The sequence below is a fragment of the Mameliella sp. LZ-28 genome (assembly GCF_012274245.1).
In the GTDB taxonomy this organism is placed as follows: Bacteria; Pseudomonadota; Alphaproteobacteria; order Rhodobacterales; family Rhodobacteraceae; genus Antarctobacter; species Antarctobacter albus.
On the sequence record NZ_JAANYX010000033.1, the window covers coordinates 313,736 to 330,325 of the forward strand.

The 16,590-nt window shown below is 65.2% G+C and carries 18 protein-coding genes; 9 read left to right on the forward strand and 9 right to left on the reverse strand.

Annotation, left to right across the window (positions count from 1 at the left end):
• Positions 1 to 30: 30 nt before the first annotated feature.
• Genes hisF through G9Q80_RS19495 form a run of 5 tightly spaced genes read left to right on the forward strand, consistent with a single transcriptional unit; the run spans position 31 to position 3,104 of the window.
• Positions 31 to 789, forward strand: coding sequence for an imidazole glycerol phosphate synthase subunit HisF (hisF, locus tag G9Q80_RS19475; protein WP_088715802.1), 759 nt, complete (start codon positions 31 to 33; stop codon positions 787 to 789).
• 11 nt (positions 790 to 800) lie between these two features.
• The gene (locus G9Q80_RS19480) at positions 801 to 1,208 is read left to right on the forward strand and encodes a hypothetical protein (protein WP_088715801.1); all 408 of its coding nucleotides are present in this window, start codon (positions 801 to 803) and stop codon (positions 1,206 to 1,208) included.
• Between the two features lie 23 nt (positions 1,209 to 1,231).
• Positions 1,232 to 1,537: a phosphoribosyl-ATP diphosphatase gene (locus G9Q80_RS19485; protein WP_088715800.1), complete on the forward strand. Its 306-nt coding sequence runs from the start codon at positions 1,232 to 1,234 to the stop codon at positions 1,535 to 1,537.
• Between the two features lie 9 nt (positions 1,538 to 1,546).
• On the forward strand, positions 1,547 to 2,074 hold the full coding sequence (locus G9Q80_RS19490; protein ID WP_088715799.1) for a YcxB family protein: 528 nt from the start codon (positions 1,547 to 1,549) through the stop codon (positions 2,072 to 2,074).
• 58 nt (positions 2,075 to 2,132) lie between these two features.
• Positions 2,133 to 3,104 (forward strand): zinc-binding metallopeptidase family protein, encoded by a 972-nt coding sequence (locus tag G9Q80_RS19495; protein ID WP_088715798.1) that lies wholly within the window; start codon positions 2,133 to 2,135, stop codon positions 3,102 to 3,104.
• Positions 3,105 to 3,126: 22 nt separating this feature from the next.
• Here the strand turns inward: G9Q80_RS19495 and G9Q80_RS19500 are convergent, their stop codons facing one another.
• The 4 genes from G9Q80_RS19500 to G9Q80_RS19515 all read right to left on the reverse strand — a co-directional run bounded on the left by G9Q80_RS19500 (position 3,127) and on the right by G9Q80_RS19515 (position 8,341).
• A complete protein-coding gene (locus tag G9Q80_RS19500) occupies positions 3,127 to 3,594 on the reverse strand; it encodes a CoA-binding protein (protein ID WP_043144160.1) in 468 nt (155 codons plus the stop codon).
• A 191-nt stretch (positions 3,595 to 3,785) separates the two neighbouring features.
• On the reverse strand, positions 3,786 to 4,835 hold the full coding sequence (locus G9Q80_RS19505) for a T6SS phospholipase effector Tle1-like catalytic domain-containing protein (RefSeq protein WP_074621455.1): 1,050 nt from the start codon (positions 4,833 to 4,835) through the stop codon (positions 3,786 to 3,788).
• Positions 4,816 to 7,113 (reverse strand): xanthine dehydrogenase family protein molybdopterin-binding subunit, encoded by a 2,298-nt coding sequence (locus G9Q80_RS19510; RefSeq protein WP_088715797.1) that lies wholly within the window; start codon positions 7,111 to 7,113, stop codon positions 4,816 to 4,818. Before G9Q80_RS19510 ends, G9Q80_RS19505 begins: the two co-directional genes overlap by 20 nt.
• A gap of 106 nt (positions 7,114 to 7,219) precedes the next feature.
• Complete coding sequence (locus G9Q80_RS19515; RefSeq protein WP_088715796.1) at positions 7,220 to 8,341, reverse strand: type III PLP-dependent enzyme; 1,122 nt, start codon at positions 8,339 to 8,341, stop codon at positions 7,220 to 7,222.
• A gap of 76 nt (positions 8,342 to 8,417) precedes the next feature.
• Here G9Q80_RS19515 and G9Q80_RS19520 point away from each other — a divergent pair, with 76 nt between their 5' ends.
• Positions 8,418 to 8,888, forward strand: a complete 471-nt coding sequence (locus G9Q80_RS19520) for an Lrp/AsnC family transcriptional regulator (protein WP_229754836.1) — start codon at positions 8,418 to 8,420, stop codon at positions 8,886 to 8,888.
• Positions 8,889 to 8,906: 18 nt separating this feature from the next.
• Here the strand turns inward: G9Q80_RS19520 and G9Q80_RS19525 are convergent, their stop codons facing one another.
• Complete coding sequence (locus G9Q80_RS19525) at positions 8,907 to 9,512, reverse strand: inner membrane-spanning protein YciB (protein ID WP_088670459.1); 606 nt, start codon at positions 9,510 to 9,512, stop codon at positions 8,907 to 8,909.
• A gap of 39 nt (positions 9,513 to 9,551) precedes the next feature.
• The gene (locus G9Q80_RS19530; RefSeq protein WP_088715795.1) at positions 9,552 to 10,454 is read right to left on the reverse strand and encodes an EamA family transporter; all 903 of its coding nucleotides are present in this window, start codon (positions 10,452 to 10,454) and stop codon (positions 9,552 to 9,554) included.
• A gap of 71 nt (positions 10,455 to 10,525) precedes the next feature.
• Between G9Q80_RS19530 and G9Q80_RS19535 the strand changes: the two genes are divergently transcribed.
• A complete protein-coding gene (locus G9Q80_RS19535) occupies positions 10,526 to 11,008 on the forward strand; it encodes an MgtC/SapB family protein (protein ID WP_043144147.1) in 483 nt (160 codons plus the stop codon).
• A 5-nt stretch (positions 11,009 to 11,013) separates the two neighbouring features.
• Here G9Q80_RS19535 and ftsY read toward each other — a convergent pair whose 3' ends face one another.
• Both ftsY and G9Q80_RS19545 read right to left on the reverse strand, forming a co-directional pair.
• Complete coding sequence (gene ftsY, locus G9Q80_RS19540; RefSeq protein ID WP_088715794.1) at positions 11,014 to 12,132, reverse strand: signal recognition particle-docking protein FtsY; 1,119 nt, start codon at positions 12,130 to 12,132, stop codon at positions 11,014 to 11,016.
• Between the two features lie 191 nt (positions 12,133 to 12,323).
• Positions 12,324 to 14,009, reverse strand: coding sequence for an NAD(P)H-dependent oxidoreductase subunit E (locus G9Q80_RS19545; protein WP_088715874.1), 1,686 nt, complete (start codon positions 14,007 to 14,009; stop codon positions 12,324 to 12,326).
• Between the two features lie 164 nt (positions 14,010 to 14,173).
• Between G9Q80_RS19545 and G9Q80_RS19550 the strand changes: the two genes are divergently transcribed.
• Entirely contained in the window at positions 14,174 to 15,193 is a 1,020-nt protein-coding gene (locus G9Q80_RS19550) for an alkane 1-monooxygenase (protein WP_088715793.1), read from the forward strand.
• A gap of 55 nt (positions 15,194 to 15,248) precedes the next feature.
• Entirely contained in the window at positions 15,249 to 15,647 is a 399-nt protein-coding gene (locus tag G9Q80_RS19555; protein ID WP_088715792.1) for a hypothetical protein, read from the forward strand.
• Positions 15,648 to 15,650: 3 nt separating this feature from the next.
• Here the strand turns inward: G9Q80_RS19555 and G9Q80_RS19560 are convergent, their stop codons facing one another.
• Positions 15,651 to 16,496 carry a LysR family transcriptional regulator gene (locus G9Q80_RS19560; protein ID WP_043144142.1) on the reverse strand — a complete coding sequence of 282 codons (846 nt, stop codon included), beginning with the start codon at positions 16,494 to 16,496 and terminating at the stop codon, positions 15,651 to 15,653.
• Positions 16,497 to 16,590: the final 94 nt, after the last annotated feature.

A 16,590-nucleotide genomic window follows, 5' to 3' on the forward strand; every position in this document is an offset into this window, starting at 1 on the left:
TCGCCGGTCAATTCGCGCTAACGCAACGCCATGCTCAAGACCCGCATCATCCCCTGCCTCGATGTCGCCGACGGACGTGTCGTCAAGGGCGTCAATTTCGTCGACCTGCGCGATGCGGGCGATCCCGTGGACGCCGCCCGCGCCTATGACGCCGCCGGCGCGGACGAGATCTGTTTCCTCGACATCCATGCCACCCATGAGAACCGCGGCACCATGTTCGACGTGGTCACGCGCACAGCGGAACAGTGTTTCATCCCGCTGACCGTGGGCGGCGGCGTGCGTACGGTTCAGGATGTCCGCGCCCTGCTGCTCGCGGGTGCGGACAAGGTGTCCTTCAACTCCGCCGCCGTCGCCGACCCGGACGTGGTGGCCGAGGCCGCCGACCAGTTCGGCAGCCAGTGCATCGTCTGCGCCATTGACGCCAAAACGGTCGAACCGGGCCGCTGGGAGATCTTCACCCACGGCGGGCGCAAGTCCACAGGGATCGACGCGGTGGAATTCGCCAAGACCATCGCCGCCAAGGGGGCCGGGGAAATCCTGCTGACCTCGATGGACCGCGACGGCACCAAGGCAGGCTTCAACCTGCCCCTGACCCGCGCCATCGCCGATGCGGTGGACATTCCCGTCATCGCCTCGGGCGGTGTAGGCACGCTCGATCACCTTGTCGAAGGCGTGACCGAAGGCCATGCCAGCGCGGTGCTGGCGGCCTCGATCTTTCACTTCGGCACCTTTACCGTGGCCGAGGCCAAGGCGCATATGGCGGCCGCCGGCATTCCGGTCAGGCTGTAAAGGGGGCAAGCGTGTTCAGCGACGGCTCTGACGTCACCCTCCGCGAGGGCGAGATCGAAGAGACCGCCTGCACCTGCTGCGGCGCCCCCACCACAGTCGTCACCGGCTATCTCGAGGTTGGTGACATGACCGCCGGGTGGTACACCGTCGGCGTGACGCTGGGGACAAAGGATCACCTGCCGCTCGTCCGTCTCTACATCGGTGACTGGACCGAAGGCGCGGGGCCGGATGAACGCTGGGGCCTGCGGATCGGCATCTCGCGCGATGGTCCCAGCCTGCTGGACTGGCCCGAGGCCGACATGGCCGAAGCCCGCCCGGTCTTTACCCCGCTGAATCGGGCACAGGTGCTGGGCACGCCGATGGAGGCACAGCTCTGGTCCCTGCTCGACACCATTCTGACCGGGGACAGCCGTCTCTGACGACCGCCTGAAAAGGAACCGACATGACCCTGGACGATCTCGAACAGATCATCGCCACCCGCGCCGCCGCCTCGCCGGACGAAAGCTGGACCGCCAAGCTCCTTGCCAAGGGGCCGGAGAAGGTGGCCGAAAAATTTGGCGAAGAGGCCATCGAGGCGATCATCGAAGCGGTCAAGGATGACCGCGCGCGGCTGGTCTCGGAAACCGCCGACGTGCTGTTTCACCTGCTGGTCATGCTGAAATCGCGGGACGTGGCGCTGAGCGAGGTCATGGCGGAGTTGGCCCGGCGCCAGGGGCAATCCGGCATCGCCGAAAAAGCGGGGCGCTGAGACGATACCATGTCCGACAGGCTGCACTTCACCGGCACTGTCCGGGATCTGAAACACGCAGCGATCTGCGCCCGCCTGCGCCGCCGCCACCAGCCCTGGCTGATGCGATGGGGGGTGCTGGCCGCCCTTGTCGTCTATGTCGCGGTCTTGCTGGGGCTGGTCATTCTCGCCAATGCGACCGACATGCGCCTGCCGGAATGGTCGTCGTACCTGCCCTTTGCCGCACTCATGGCCGCGCTGATCGGCTTGTTCACCTGGCGCCGCCGCCACGTCTGGGAGTCGGTCCGGAACGCTCCGGTCCGTCAGGCGCCGCTGCATTACCAGCTCTCCGCAGAGGGCCTGCGCATCACCGGAGAGGTGAGTGAGAGCCTGTTGCGCTGGCCCGCCGTGCTGGAGGTGATCGAAGACCCCGAGGGCCTGCTGTTCCTGACCGGGCAGATGGAGTACATCGTGATCCCGACAGCGGCCTTTGCGGATGCCGCAGAAATGCGCGCGGCGCGCGAAGATTGCCTGGCCTGGATCGCCGCACATCGCTGAGGCAACCCGGGGCCGTCATGCCGCGTTGGCCTGTCAGACATTCGCGAAAGGACCCCGGATGCAGGTTTTCAACTGCCCTGCTTGCCAGACCCCGCTCTGGTTCGACAATGACCGCTGCACGTGCGGACAGGAGGTCGGTTTCGACCCTCAGGCGCAGGTCATGGTGGCCGTCACGGCGCGCTGCGCCAATCACCCCGCCATCGGATGCAACTGGCTGCCCGAACCGGAGGCAGACAGCCTGTGCCGGTCCTGCGCGATGACGGAAACCGTGCCGGACCTGCGCGAGGCGGACAACCTGCCGCTCTGGGCGCGGACAGAGGCGGCCAAGCGCTGGATGCTGGCCAACCTTGCCCGCTGGGGCTGGTTTACCGACACGGACCCCGGCCCGCGTCCGGTGTTCCGCCTTTTGTCGGAAGATACCGCCCAGGGCGAACAGCAGGTCACGATGGGCCATGCCCAGGGCGTCATCACCATCAACGTCAGCGAGGCCGACGAGGCCACACGGGCGGAACGCCAGGACGACCTTGGAGAGCTCTACCGCACCATGCTGGGCCACATGCGCCATGAATGCGCGCATTTCCTGTTCGAACGCCTGACCGTGCGGCCCGCATTTTTCACCAGTTTCCGCAGCCTCTTCGGGGACGAACGCGCCGACTACGCCAAGGCGCTGGAACGCCATTACGCCGCGCCGCGCGATCCGGGCGAAACCCATATTACCCCCTACGCCACCGCCCACCCGCACGAGGACTGGGCGGAAACCGTCGCCCACCTTCTGCATCTGGTGGATATCGCCGACAGCGCCGCCGCGGCAGGGCTCTCCCTGCCGGAGGGACCACCGCCCGGCTATAACGCCTATGCGGATGCCGACGCGGATCGCGTCTTGAACCACGCGGTACGCCTGTCCCTGGCCGTCACCCACGTGAATCGTGCGCTGGAACTGCCAGATCTCTATCCGTTCGTGTTGACCCCATCGGTGCGCGGGAAACTGGGCTTCGCCCACGACCAGCTGCGCGCCGCCTTCAGGACCTAGCGCAGGCGGTCAAGGCGCCCCATCACAGCTTGGACGAGATGATCCCGGTGTTGAAACCGCCCATGCGCAGTTCACCGAACAGGCGCTGGTACTCGATCTTGGGACAGCGATCCATCACCACGTCGACGCCGCGCGCCTCGGCCATCTGTGCCGCCTCTTCGTTGACGACACCGATCTGCATCCAGACCGTGCGCAGATTCGGAAAGACTTCCAACGCCTCTTCGACGATGGGCGGCACATGTTCCGGCCTGCGAAAGATGTCCACCATGTCCACGGTGTCAGGGCAATCGGCCAGCGAGGCGCGCACCTCTTGCCCGAACAGGCGTTTGCCAGCATGTCCCGGATTGACCGGGATCACCTTGAAACCCTTCAGCGAAAGATATCGGGCGACGTAATAGCTGGGCCGTACCGGATTCATGGATACGCCCACCACCGCGACGACCTTGGTCCGCGTCAGAATCTCTTTCAGCTTGTCATCCGAATAGCTCATGCCCTCTCAAATATACCGGGTTTAGGAAAAGAAAAAGCGCCCGGGCAAAAACCCGGGCGCCAGTCACGGAACGAGGGACAGTGAAGGTCTCACGGGGGTTCCGGCCCCGCGATCCTGATAGAAAGATAGGCACCAAAGCCACAGTTCCAAGGTCTGTAAAGAAACTGTGAACATTCTTCTTGACTACCCCGTCAACCAACAGCCTGCGCCCCTGCGGGCGCCATCGACCCAACAAGGGTGGGGTGCAGGCTCTCCGAAGCATCCCGCCCGACACGACGCGCCCCGCGCAGGATGAACAGCTTGCTGACCCCCATCCAGGTGCCGACCGAGGGCGCATTTACATCGCAGGGGAACCGCGTCTTCCACCCTTCCGGCAGGGCCACGCCGCGGGCCTCCAGCCGGTCAAGCATCCAGACGAGCGGAATATTGGACAGGGGCCGCGCCGCATCGAAACCGCCCAGTTGACCGCCGATGTCCCCGTGTGTCCCCCGGAACCACACCTGTTCGACCTTGCCCGCCCAGCCCGGCGGGCATTCCCAGAGCACAGGCGCATAGGCGGCGCGCGTTTCGTCATGGGCCAGCGCGTGATAGCCGTGCCGGATCGCGGGACCCAGCGAGTGATTGTGAAACTCGTGCTCGGATTCGGTCAGCCGCCAGAGCAGCGGGAGGCGCAGGCCCAGCGCCTTGACCGTGTCCCAGACCCCGATCATCTCGACCGGCGACTCGGCATGGCAATTGCGCGCCGCAAAGGCCCGCGCGGCGGCCCCCTTGGGGGCGTATTGGTACAGGCGATAGATCTGGCGGATATTGCGTTCGGTGGCGCATTCCGCCCGCAAGAGCCCGACCATGTCGATGATCCCAGCCAAAGAGCGGACGGCGTAGGCGCCCCGCGAATAGCCCATCAGGAAGATGCGGTCGCCCGCGCGATAGCGCGAGGCGAGATAGCCATAGGCGCGGCGGATCTGCCGGTTGATGCCGCGGCCCAGCGCCACGTCGGTGGTGGCGCCCCAGTCCGTCCATTGCACCCCGGCCTCGTAATAGAGTGAGGAATGCCCGGCCTCTTTCAGCAGCAGGTAGGTCAGCCCGGCGTTGGTTTCCTCGCCGGGCGTGAGCGAGGACATGGTGCCATCCAGAATGAGGACATGATCGACCGGCCCGCGCCGCCGCGCGTATGCGGAATGGTCCGCCGAAGACTTGCGGCGGAGCCAGCCGAAAACAATGTCACTCAGCTGCGATCGCATCACCTTCCAGCATGGCCCAGACGCGCGCCGGCGTGAAGGGCATGTCCACCTGTTTGATTCCACGCGCCCAGAGCGCGTCCTGAACCGCATTCGACACCGCAGCCATCGACCCGACCGTCCCGGCCTCGCCGCAGCCCTTCATTCCCATCGGGTTTGCGGTCGAGGGCACCGGTTCTGTCTCGAACCCGATCATGGGCATATTGTCGGCCCGCGGCATGGCATAGTCCATGAAAGAGGCCGTGAGCAGCTGCCCATCCTCGTCGTAGACCACATGTTCGGTCAGCGCCTGGCCCAGCCCCTGCGCCACGCCGCCATGCACCTGCCCCTCGGCCAGCATCGGGTTGATCAGGTTGCCGAAATCGTCGACCACGCTGTAACGGTCGCAGATCGTCTGGCCGGTTTCCGGGTCGATCTCGACCTCGGCGACATGGCAGCCGTTGGGATAGGACCGCCCCGGCAGGGTCGAGGTCGCCTGCCAGACAAGCAGATCCTCGCGGCCCGCCTCACGCGCCATCTGCGCGGCCTCCAGCATGGTCGGCGTCAGGTTCGATCCGTCCGCGCGGAACGTCTCACCGTCGAAGGTGATCGCCGCCGCGTCCACGCCCATTTCGCCTGCGAGGAAATCGGAGAAGCCCGCAACCATGTCGCTGACCGCCTGCAGGGTCACGTTTGTCTGCACGGTGACGGAACGGGACCCGCCGGTGCCGCCGCCCGAGGCGATCAGGTCACTGTCGCCCTGCACCACCTCGATCTTTTCGGCGGGAATGCCGGTCTGATCGGCCAGGAACTGGCGGAACACGGTTTCATGCCCCTGCCCGTTCGACTGGGTGCCGACATAGATCCTTGCGCCGCCGTCTTCGGTGAACTCCACCTTCACATCCTCGTTCGGGGCGCCCAGGATAGACTCGATGTAATAACAAACCCCCAAGCCGCGCAGCTTGCCCGCCTTCTCCGAGGCGGCGCGCCGGGCCGCAAAGCCCGCCAGGTCCGCCGTCGTCTCGGCATGGCCCATAACGCGCACGAAATCGCCCACGTCGTAGTTTTCGCCGGTCACTGTCTTGTAGGGAAACTGGTCGGGCTTGATGAAGTTGATCCGGCGCAGCTCCAGCGGATCGATACCCAGTTCGCGCGCGGCCCGGTCCATCACACGTTCCAGGACATAGATCGCCTCTGGACGGCCGGCGCCGCGATAGGCGTCCACCTGTACGGTGTTGGTATAGAAGCCTTCCGAGCGGTAGAAAGCGGTCTGGATGTCGTAGGTGCCGGTCAGCACGCGGGCAAAGAGGTTCGACTGGATGAATTGACCGAAATGCGAGTTGTAGGCACCCAGGTTCGACCGCGTGTGCAGCCGGTAGCCGGTGATGCGGTTGTCCGCGTCAAAGGCCAGTTCTGCCGTCGTCACCAGGTCACGCCCGCCGTTGTCGGACAGCATCGCCTCTGTCCGGTCGGACATCCAGCGCACCGGGCGGCCCGTTTCACGCGCCGCGTAGGGCAGCACGAAATACTCCGGGTAGGGAAAACCCTTCATGCCGAAACCGCCGCCGACGTCGGGGTTGGTGGTGTGGATCTGCTCGGGCTCCATGTGATAGGCGCGCGCCAGTTCGGCCTTCATGCCCCAGACGCCCTGCCCGCCAAAACCCAGGTGGATGCGCCCGTCGGTCCATTCGGCAAAGGCGCCGCGCGGCTCCATCGAATTGACGATGATCCGGTTGTCGCCGATTTCCAGTTTGACCGTCTTCGCCGCCGCATCGAACGCGGCGTTCGTGGCGTCCTCGTCTCCGATGCCGAAGTCATAGGCCCGGTTATCGGGGGCCTCGGGGTGAATCGTATTTTCTCCGGGTGCCAAGGCCATCGCCACCGGCAGCTCGTCGTAGTCCAGCTCGATCAGCTCGGCGGCGTCGCGCGCCTGTTCCAGAGTCTCGGCCACGACCAGCGCCACCGGTTCACCGACATAACGCAGACGCCCCTCTGCCAACACCGGGCGCTTGGGCGCCGCGCCCTTGCTGCCGTCGCGGTTGGGCGCCAGCGCACCGGACATTCCAGTGTCGATGCCCGCCGCCAGCAGATCGTCCGACGTCACCACCAGATGCACGCCTTCCGCCTCGCGCGCGGCGCTTACATCCAGCGTCGTGATCTCGGCATGCGCCACGGGGGAGCGGAAAACAAAGGCCCGCAAGGCCCCCTCGGGCGCAACATCGTCCACGTAACGCCCGTGCCCGGTCAGGAAGCGCACATCCTCGACCCGTTTCACCGGCTGGCTCTTGCCGAACTTGTCCATGAGTGTCTCCCTCGCAATTGTCCTGTCGCGGCGGAGATTAGTCGTCATGGCGCGGGTGTCCAGAGGGCGCACCGCAGCCCGCCCCCGGTTTTCCCGGAGCGGCCGATTATCGCGCCAAAGTCACGATGCGCCGGGCACCGTAACCATTGAACCGGGTGGCCAGCGCCGTGGAATAGGCGCCGCAGGCGTGGAACAGCAGATAGTCCCCCTCGGCCAGGTCCGCGGGCAGATCGACACGGTCCGACAACCGGTCGAGGCTGTCGCAGGTCGGCCCGAAGACCTCTGTCGCCCGGATGGCTCCGGCCCTGGGCAACCCATCCGGAGCCAGGGCGCTGATCCGCGTTGCGGGGCCAAGATCGCGCCATTCGCTGAGCCCGCCATAGATGCCGTCGTTCAGAAAGACCGCGTCCCCGTCCCGCGCCTTGACCTGCAAGGCCAGCTCAAAGGCCTCGGCCACCATCGCCCGGCCCGGCTCGCAGACCAGCGCCGGACGGTCCGCGCCGAAGGCTGCTGCGACGGCCTCGTCGATGGCTCTGAAAAGCGCGGGCAGGTCGGGGGCCGGGTCCTCACGGTGCGCCGGAAACCCGCCGCCGACGTTCAGCCGATGCAGGCGGATGCCATTGGACTGGGCGATCTCGGCCGCTGCCTGAATGTAGGAGACCCAGGCCCCCGCCGCGCGGCATTGCGTGCCCGGATGAAAGGTCAGCGAGGGGCGCCCGCCCCGGGCGACAACCGCGCGCAGCAATGCGCCGCACGCCTCTGGCCCCGCTCCGAATTTCGACCCGAAATCATAGACCGCCCCGGCCACCGGCAGCTTCAGCCGCACCGCGACCTCGGCGCCCTCCAGCGGCCCCAGCTTGTCCAGTTCCGCCATGCGGTCAATCGACCACGAGGTGATGCCATAGCCCCGTGCCGCCGCCACCTCGGACCGGGCCCGGACCGGGTTGTGATAATGCAGTCGCGCGCGCGGCGCGACCGCCCGCACCAAGGCCATCTCCTCGGGAGAGGCCACGTCAAAGGCCTCCATCCCCGCCTCTGTCAAGGTCTCGATCACGCCCCGGTCGGGATTGGCCTTGACCGCATAGGTCACTTCGCCCGGAAACCGGTCAAGGAACAACCGCGCCACGTCGCGCAGCCGCCTGGGATCGTGAAAGAAAACCGGATCTTCGGGGCGCTCGCGCGCCAGCCAGAGCGCGGGATCGCGCTGGAATGCCTCGTGCAGCACCATTGCTCGTGCCTCCTGTTCGCCTGTGAAACCAGTCTGGCCCTTGCAACGCACGGATTCACCTGCAACTCTGTTCGAAATGCACGTCAATTATGGGCAAACTGACGACATGGACCAACAGATCGACGAAACGGACCGCGCCCTGGTGGCCGCCCTCGCGGAAAACGCGCGCGCCCCGGTGGCCGACCTGGCCCGCCGGCTGGGACTGGCGCGCACCACGGTGCAGGCCCGGCTCGACCGACTGGAGGCGCGTGGCGCCATCGCCGGCTACACGCTCAAACGCGGTCCGGGCCTGCGCCCCGCCCTGCGCGCCACGGTGCTGATCTCGGTCGAGCCGCGCGCCACGCCGGCGGTCCTGTCACGCTTGAAAAGCCTCACGGCGGTGGAAACGGTGCACACGACGTCGGGAAGGTTCGACATGATCGCCCAGCTCAGTGCAGAGACGACAGAGGCGCTGGACCGCACGCTGGATGCCATTGGCGAGGCAAAGGGCGTCAGGGCCTCGGAAAGCCTGATCCACCTCAGTACGAAGATCGATCGTGGGAGTTGAGGGGGCAAAAGCCCCCGGTCACTCTTCGTCCGCGTCCTGGGTGCCGTATTGTTTGAACAGACCGCCCTGGAACATGAAGAACAGGAAAATCGCGACCGTGAGACCGAAAGTCTTGAAATAGACCCAAATCTCTGTGTCCATCGTGCGCCAGATCACCTCGTTCAGCACCGCCAGCAACAAGAAGAACCCGGCGACCCGCTTGGTCAGGATCATCCAACCCTCGCGCTGCAGGGGTACCAGCCCGTCCATGACGTATTGCAACCAGCTCTCGCCGCGCATCAGGCCGATCGCCAGTGCACCGCCGAAAAGGAGGTAGATCAGCGTCGGCTTCATCTTGAAGAAACGGTCGTCATTCAGCCAGACACTGAGCCCACCAAAGACCACGATCAGCACCGCCGTGACCACCTGCATCCGGCTCAGATGTCCAGTCAGGGCCCAAAGCGCGCCCATGCAGACGAGGAACACCGGGATGAACCCCGCCGTAACCACGATGAACCCTTCGTATTCAGTGCCCCCGATCACGAAGGTCCGGTCCTTCAGCCACAGGTAAGCCGCGAAGAACCCCAGGATCGGGCCGAACTCCAGCGCCGTCTTCAGCATCGGGTTGACCTGGCGTTGTTCCATTGCGCGCTCCTCTGACTTTGCCTGCGTCACATAGGTCTTTCAGCCGCCAAGCTCAACGATCACCGCCCCTGCCGCGATCAGGACCATCAGCGCGATGCGCCTTGGACCCACTGTCTCGCGCAGGATCAGCCAGCCGATGACGGCGGCAAAGACGGTCGAGGTCTCGCGCAGCACCGCTGCCTCGCCGACCTTGTCCAGCCGCGTGGCCATCATGACCGACCCGAAGGAGCCGTAGGCCACCAGCGCCCCCGCCAGCCCGCGCAACACCAGGGGCCGCAGGGGAAAGCCCGACACCCTGTGTCGCATGGGGGTCAGGAACAGCAGGGCCGGGAAATCCAGCGCCGACAGGAAAAAGAACCAGGCGAGGAAGGTAAAGGGATCGGCGGTGGCGCGGATGCCGTAGGCATCATAGGTGGTGTAGAGCGCCACGAAAAACCCCGTCGCCAGCGCGTAGGCCAGGGCCGGGCCCAGCGTCTCGCGCGCGGTTTCGAGAAAGATGAAGTTGTAGACCGCCAGCCCAAAGATCCCGGCCAGCACCACGCCAAGACCCAACCACTGAACGCCGGTAAAGCTCTCGCCAAAGATCAGCCAGGCACCGATCACCGTGAACAGCGGGCCCGTCCCACGCACGACCGGATAGACCACCGTGTAGGCACCACGGGTATAGGCCATCGCCTGCAACAGCTTGTAGGTGAAATGGATCACCATGACCCCGGCAAAGATCGGCCACATGTGCGGTTCGGGCCAAGGCACCAGGAACAGCAGCGGAAAGCTGAGCACCACAAGCCAGCCGTCGATCGCCGCACGCGACACCCAGGGGTCGTGCCGTCCCTTCTGCAGCGCGCCAAAGACCGCGTGCAGCAGGGCCGCCGTCAACGCCAGCATCAGCGCCGCCTGTTGGCCTGTCTCGGTGCCCTCCAGCGAAACCAGCCAATCGCTCACCGACGGCCCCCCGGACGCGCCCCATCGCGCAGGCTGCGCGTTGGTGCTACGGTGAACGCAAAGAGGTCCCCATGCTCGACAGCCTGACATCCGAACTGTACGGCGATTTTGCCGTGGTTCCCGCCTGGTCCGCCTTCGTGCGGCTCTGCGGAGCCGTGGTGCTTGGCGCCGCCATCGGGTTCGAACGGGAATGGCACCACAAACCGGCGGGCCTGCGCACGCATATCCTGGTGGCCGTGGCCGCCTGCCTCTTCGTGCTGATCGGGCGCGAGCTGAGCGCGCTGGATTTCGGCGGCGCGGGTGAGCAACGCAACGATCCCCTGCGCATGATCGAGGCCGTCACCGCGGGCGTGGCCTTCCTCGCGGCGGGCGTGATCTTCCGCTCGGCGGACAAGGTTCACAACATCACCACCGGGGCCTCTATGTGGCTGGCCGGAGCCGTGGGCCTGGGCTGCGGCGCGGGGCGCCTGACGCTTGCGGCAATGGCCACGGTGATTGTGGTCATCGTCCTTGCGCTTCTGAAATGGATCGAGGACATCGCCCACGACCGCTAGGCCGCTCATTCCGTGTCGAGGCCGGTCAGCGCCGCGGCGAATTCTTCGGGGTCGAAGGGGGCCAGGTCTTCGATCTGCTCGCCCACGCCGATGGCATGGATCGGCAGGCCGAACTTGTCTGCAAGCGCCACCAGCACACCGCCCTTGGCGGTGCCGTCCAGCTTGGTCATCACCAGGCCCGAAACATCGGCCAGCTTGCGGAAGGTCTCGACCTGGCTGAGCGCGTTCTGGCCGGTCGTCGCATCCAGCACCAGCAGCGTGTTGTGCGGCGCATCCGGGTCCTTCTTGCGGATCACCCGGACGATCTTGGCCAATTCCTCCATCAGGTCCTGGCGGTTCTGCAGCCGGCCCGCGGTGTCGATCATCAATAGGTCCGCACCGTCCGCCTGCGCCTTGGTCATGGCGTCAAAGGCCAGGCTGGCCGGGTCGCTGCCCTCGGGCGCGGTCAGCACCGGCACATTGGCCCGTTCGCCCCAGACCTGCAGTTGCTCGACGGCGGCGGCGCGAAAGGTATCGCCCGCCGCGATCACCACCTGCTTGCCCGCGGCCTTGAACTGGCTGGCGAGCTTGCCAATGGTCGTGGTCTTGCCCGACCCGTTGACGCCGACAACCAGCACCACCTGCGGCTTTTTCGGATAGAGCGGCAGCGGACGCGCCACCGGCTCCATCACCCGGGCGATCTCGGACGCCAGCGCCTGCTTGATCTCCAGCGAGGACAGACGCTTGCCGAAACGCCCTTCGGCGATGTTCGAGGTCACGCGCAGCGCCGTGTCCACCCCCATGTCCGAGGCGATCAGCAACTCTTCGAGCTGCTCCAGCATCTCGTCGTCCAGCACCCGGCGCGCCACCGTGCCCTCACCCTGCGACCTCCCCATGATCCGGCCCAGCAGGCCGCCAGAGGGTTTTGCCTCGGCCGGGGTCTCGGGTTCATGCACCGGCACCGGTTCGACCGGGACGGGTTTCGGCGCCGGGGCCTGGAGGCGAGGCTCTACCGCCTCGGCCTTTGGCTCGGGTGTTTCGGCGACGTCTTCCTCACCGCCCTCCTGGACAATTGCGTCCAGCCCCTCGTCCAGCTTGGAGGAGGATTTGAACAACTTGTTCTTGAGCTTGCCGAAAAAAGACATGGGCCGCGCCTGATGCTTGAGTTGTCTTCACCTAATACGCTTGCGCGCGCAATGAAAGGTGGCTTTCACCACGACACCAGACCGGAACCCCGGCCACAGACCACTGTACACTTATCCCAAGCCAACAAAAAATCGTCCACAGGTGCCTGTGGACGATTTCAATTTGCACCTTCCCGACAATACCCGGGAATTCAGATCTCTTCCGGGAAATGCTTGATCGTCAGCCGGATCGGGTTCGGCGCCGCCTGTCCCAGGCCACAGATCGACGCATCGCCCATCGCCTGGCACAGTTCCTCGAGCAGGTCGGTGTTCCAGCTTTCCGCGCACATCAGCTTGACCGCCTTCTCGCAGCCGACCCGGCACGGCGTGCACTGGCCACAGCTTTCGTCCTCGAAGAACCGCAGCATGTTCAGCGCGGCATCCCGCGCGCGGTCCTGATCCGACAGCACGACAACGGCGGCGGACCCGATGAAGGATCCATGCGGCTGCAAGGTGTCAAAATCCAGCGGCACATCGCTCATCGAAGCCGGCAACAGGCCCGAAGACGGCCCGCCCGGTTGATAGGCCTTGAGGACATGCCCCTCGGCCATGCCACCGGCGGCCTCGATCACGTCCAGGATGGTCGATCCGGCGGGCAGGAGGTAGACGCCCGGTTTGGCCACCCGGCCAGAGATCGAGTAGGACCGCAGGCCCTTGCGGCCGTTTTTTTCGATTCCCGAAAGGATTTCAGGACCTTCCCGGCAGATCTTCGCAACCCAGTAGAGCGTCTCGACGTTGTGGACCAGCGTGGGCTGATTGAAGATCCCGACCTGCGCGACATAGGGCGGACGGTGGCGCGGCAGACCGCGCTTGCCCTCGATCGACTCGATCATCGCGCTCTCTTCGCCGCAGATATAGGCGCCTGCACCACGGCGCAGGTCGATATACCCGGGTTCGACGATCCCCTCCGCTTCCAGCGCGGCGATCTCGCGGCGCAGGATTTCCAGCACGGCGGGATATTCGTCGCGCATGTAGATAAAGCAGCGATCCGCCTCCACGGCCCAGGCCGCGATCAGCATTCCCTCAAGGAAAACATGAGGTTCCCGCTCGAGGTAAAAGCGGTCCTTGAAGGTGCCCGGCTCGCCCTCGTCGCCATTCACGGCCAGGTAGCGCGGTCCGGGATTTCCGCGGACGAAGCCCCACTTTCGGCCCGACGGGAAACCCGCTCCGCCAAGGCCACGCAGGCCGGAAGAGAGGACCGTTTCCTGCACCTCTTCCCAGTTTCCGCCCTCGCGCAGATCCTTGAGACGGGCATATCCGCCATCTGAGTAATATGCAGCAAACCCTTGATATTCCAGGACATGTGCGTGTGTATCGCCCGCTTCGATCGCGGCATGCACCTTGGCCACGTCGGCGTGGTCGATGTGGTTGTGCCCCAGCTCCAGCACCGGCGCCGTGTCACAGCGGCCCATGCAGGGCGCGCGCAAGACGCGGACCTGCGTCGGATCCATGCCCTCTTCCAGCGCGGCGCGCAGTTGCTCGGCCCCGGCCAGTTCACAGGACAGCGAATCGCAGACCCGGATGGTCAGCGCGGGCGGCGGCGTCTCGCCTTCTTTCACGATGTCGAAATGGGCGTAAAAGCTGGCCACTTCGTAGACCTCGGCCATGCTGAGGCGCATTTCCTCGGCCAGGGCGCGCAGATGCGCGGCCGAGAGATGGCCGAATTCATCCTGGATCAGGTGCAGGAATTCGATCAGCAGGTCGCGGTTGCGCGGGCGGTCGCCCAGTAGCGCCTTCACCTCGGACTGGGCCGTGTCGTCGACCTGGCGGCCTTTCGGCGTGTGACGCCCCTTGCCCTTACCCGATTTCCAGACGCCCTTGCGTTCGTCGAGTGCCATGCGTGCCTCCATTCGTTCCGCCAGACCCTAACGCCGAAAGCTTCCGGGCAAGGGGTGAAAAACGACCGAATTGGGCAGGCGAACGCCCAGAAAACCCCTCGATTTCGTCGCAAGGGGAACGGAAAGTTCCGATATGTTAAATTCCGGATCGTATTGGAGCGGTGATGCTGCGTTTCACACTGGCAACCCTGGGCATGGTCGTGCTGCTGGCGCTTGCGCTGGTGGTGGGTGGCCCTTTTCCGGCGCTGGCGCTGGTCTACATCACCGTCTTTACCTACGCGATGGACAGGCTGTCGGCACTGGCTGCCCCCGACCATCCGGAACAGGAATTTCCCGCCGGGGACGGGTTATCAACGCTGCTGGCACTTGCGCATTTTCCTCTGCTCTACGGCGGCGTCTGGGCCTTGGTGCATTCCACCGCAACAACGACCGACAAGATTTTGATATTCCTTTCTCTTTCACTGTTTATCGGTCAGGCTGGAAACTCCAACGCGCATGAGTTGATCCACCGCTCGTCCCGCATACTGCGGCGCCTGGGAACGGCGGTCTATGCCTCCTTCCTCTTCGGGCACCATGCCTCGGCCCATGTCCGGGTCCACCATGTCCACGCCGCGACGCCGCGCGATCCGAACTCTGCCAGACCGGGAGAGAGTTTCTACGCCTTTGCGCCGCGCGCCTGGATCGGCGGGTTCCGGGCAGGATTGCGTGCCGAATCGCGGCTGCGGCAAACCCGCGGGTGGCATCCCTATGTCGGCTATGTCGGGGGTGCAGCGGCATCCGTGTTTGTGGCGGCCCTCATCGGTGGGGCCGGTGGCGTGCTGGCACTGCTGGCGATTGCGGCCTACGCCCAGGCGCAATTGTTGCTCAGCGACTATGTCCAACACTACGGCCTGCGCCGGCGCGAACTCACACACGGGAAATTCGAGCCGGTCGGGCCGCAGCACAGCTGGAACGCACCGCAGAGTTTTTCCTCGGCGCTGATGCTGAACGCGCCGCGCCATTCGGATCACCACGCGCATCCCTCCCGGCCCTACCCGGGGCTCGACCTGGACCGGGACAGGATGCCGATCCTGCCGCACTCCCTGCCGGTCATGGCGGTGATCGCCCTGGTGCCCCCGCTCTGGCGGCGCCTGATGGACAGGCGCGCCCGAAAATGGCGCGAGCCGGAGCCCGCCTATGGTTAACCATTCATTAATACCCGACTTCCGGTAGCGCGGGGATTCTGGCAGGCTCCGGCGCATGAAACAGCTCTACGCCATTGCCCTGACCTGCCTGACCGCTCTGCCCGCGTTGGCGGCCGAGCCGATGTCGGCCACTGATTTCGAAAGCTATGTCACCGGAAAGACGCTCTATTTCGGCCTCAACGGTGAGGCCTACGGCGTCGAGAAATACCTGCCCGACCGCAAGGTGCAGTGGTCCTTCCTGGATGGAAAATGCAAGGACGGCTTCTGGTACGAACAGGCGGGCCAGATCTGCTTTGTCTACGAGGACAATCCCGATCCCCAGTGCTGGAGCTTTTTCCGCGAGAGTTCGGGCCTCAGGGCCGTGTTTGAAAACGACCCTTCCAGCACGGTGCTCTACGAGGCGCAGCAGAACGACGACCCGATGCTGTGCCACGGGCCGGACGTCGGTGTCTGACCGCTAAAGCGACGCCATGCTCTGCCGGATGTCCTCGCAAAGCGCCCGCGTATAGGCCGCCTGCCCGCTGCCCTGATAGAGGTTGACCTTCATCATCCCCAGGTCAGGAAGGTTGTGGCAATCGACATAGGCAAGGTAGGGCGCCAAGTGCCCTTCCAGCCGCGCGGCAATGGCCAGGTCGGCGCTGACGGTCGCGTCGATGGTTGTTTCGCTGTCGGAATCTACCGCCAGTTCCCAGGGAATATCCGCCTCGTCGAGGCGCCGCATAGCCTCGTCCCGAAAGACGCAGGTGCGCGCCATTGCGATCCGCAGCGGGCGTTCCCGCCAGGCCTGCCCCTGCGGCGCCCCGACCCAGCGGACCGGCACGTCCAAAAGGGTCTCTCCGCCCGCCTCGACCCCGGTTTCCGTGGTCAGGATCACGTCCATCTCGCCGCGCGCGAACTGCGCTTTCAGAACGCGCGTGAATGAGCTGACAAGCTGCACCTTCACCCGTGGAAAACTGCGCGCCATGCGTTGCAAGACCAGCGGAATCACCGGGTAGACGATGTCCACCGGCACGCCGAGGCGAATTTCGCCTTCCCAGCTCTGGTCGGTCAGCCGGGTATAGGCCTCGTCATTCAGCGACACGATCTTTTCCGCGTAGCCCAGCAACTGCCCCCCCGCCGGTGTCAGGGTCACGCCCCGCCCCGTCCGGTCAAGCAACTGCAGGTTCAGCATTTCTTCCAGCCGCTTGATCTGCATCGAGACGGCGGATTGCGTCAGGTTCAGGAACCCGGCGGCACGGGTCACGCCCCCCGCCTGGGCCACCGCCACGAAGGATCGCAGCGTCGTTACATCGAGATTTCGCATTCATCACCCCTTGTGATGAGAGAGGTCACATACATTCACTTCCAATATCAAGCACGGATCGCCACATTCATCAACGAAGAAGATACCAACCCGG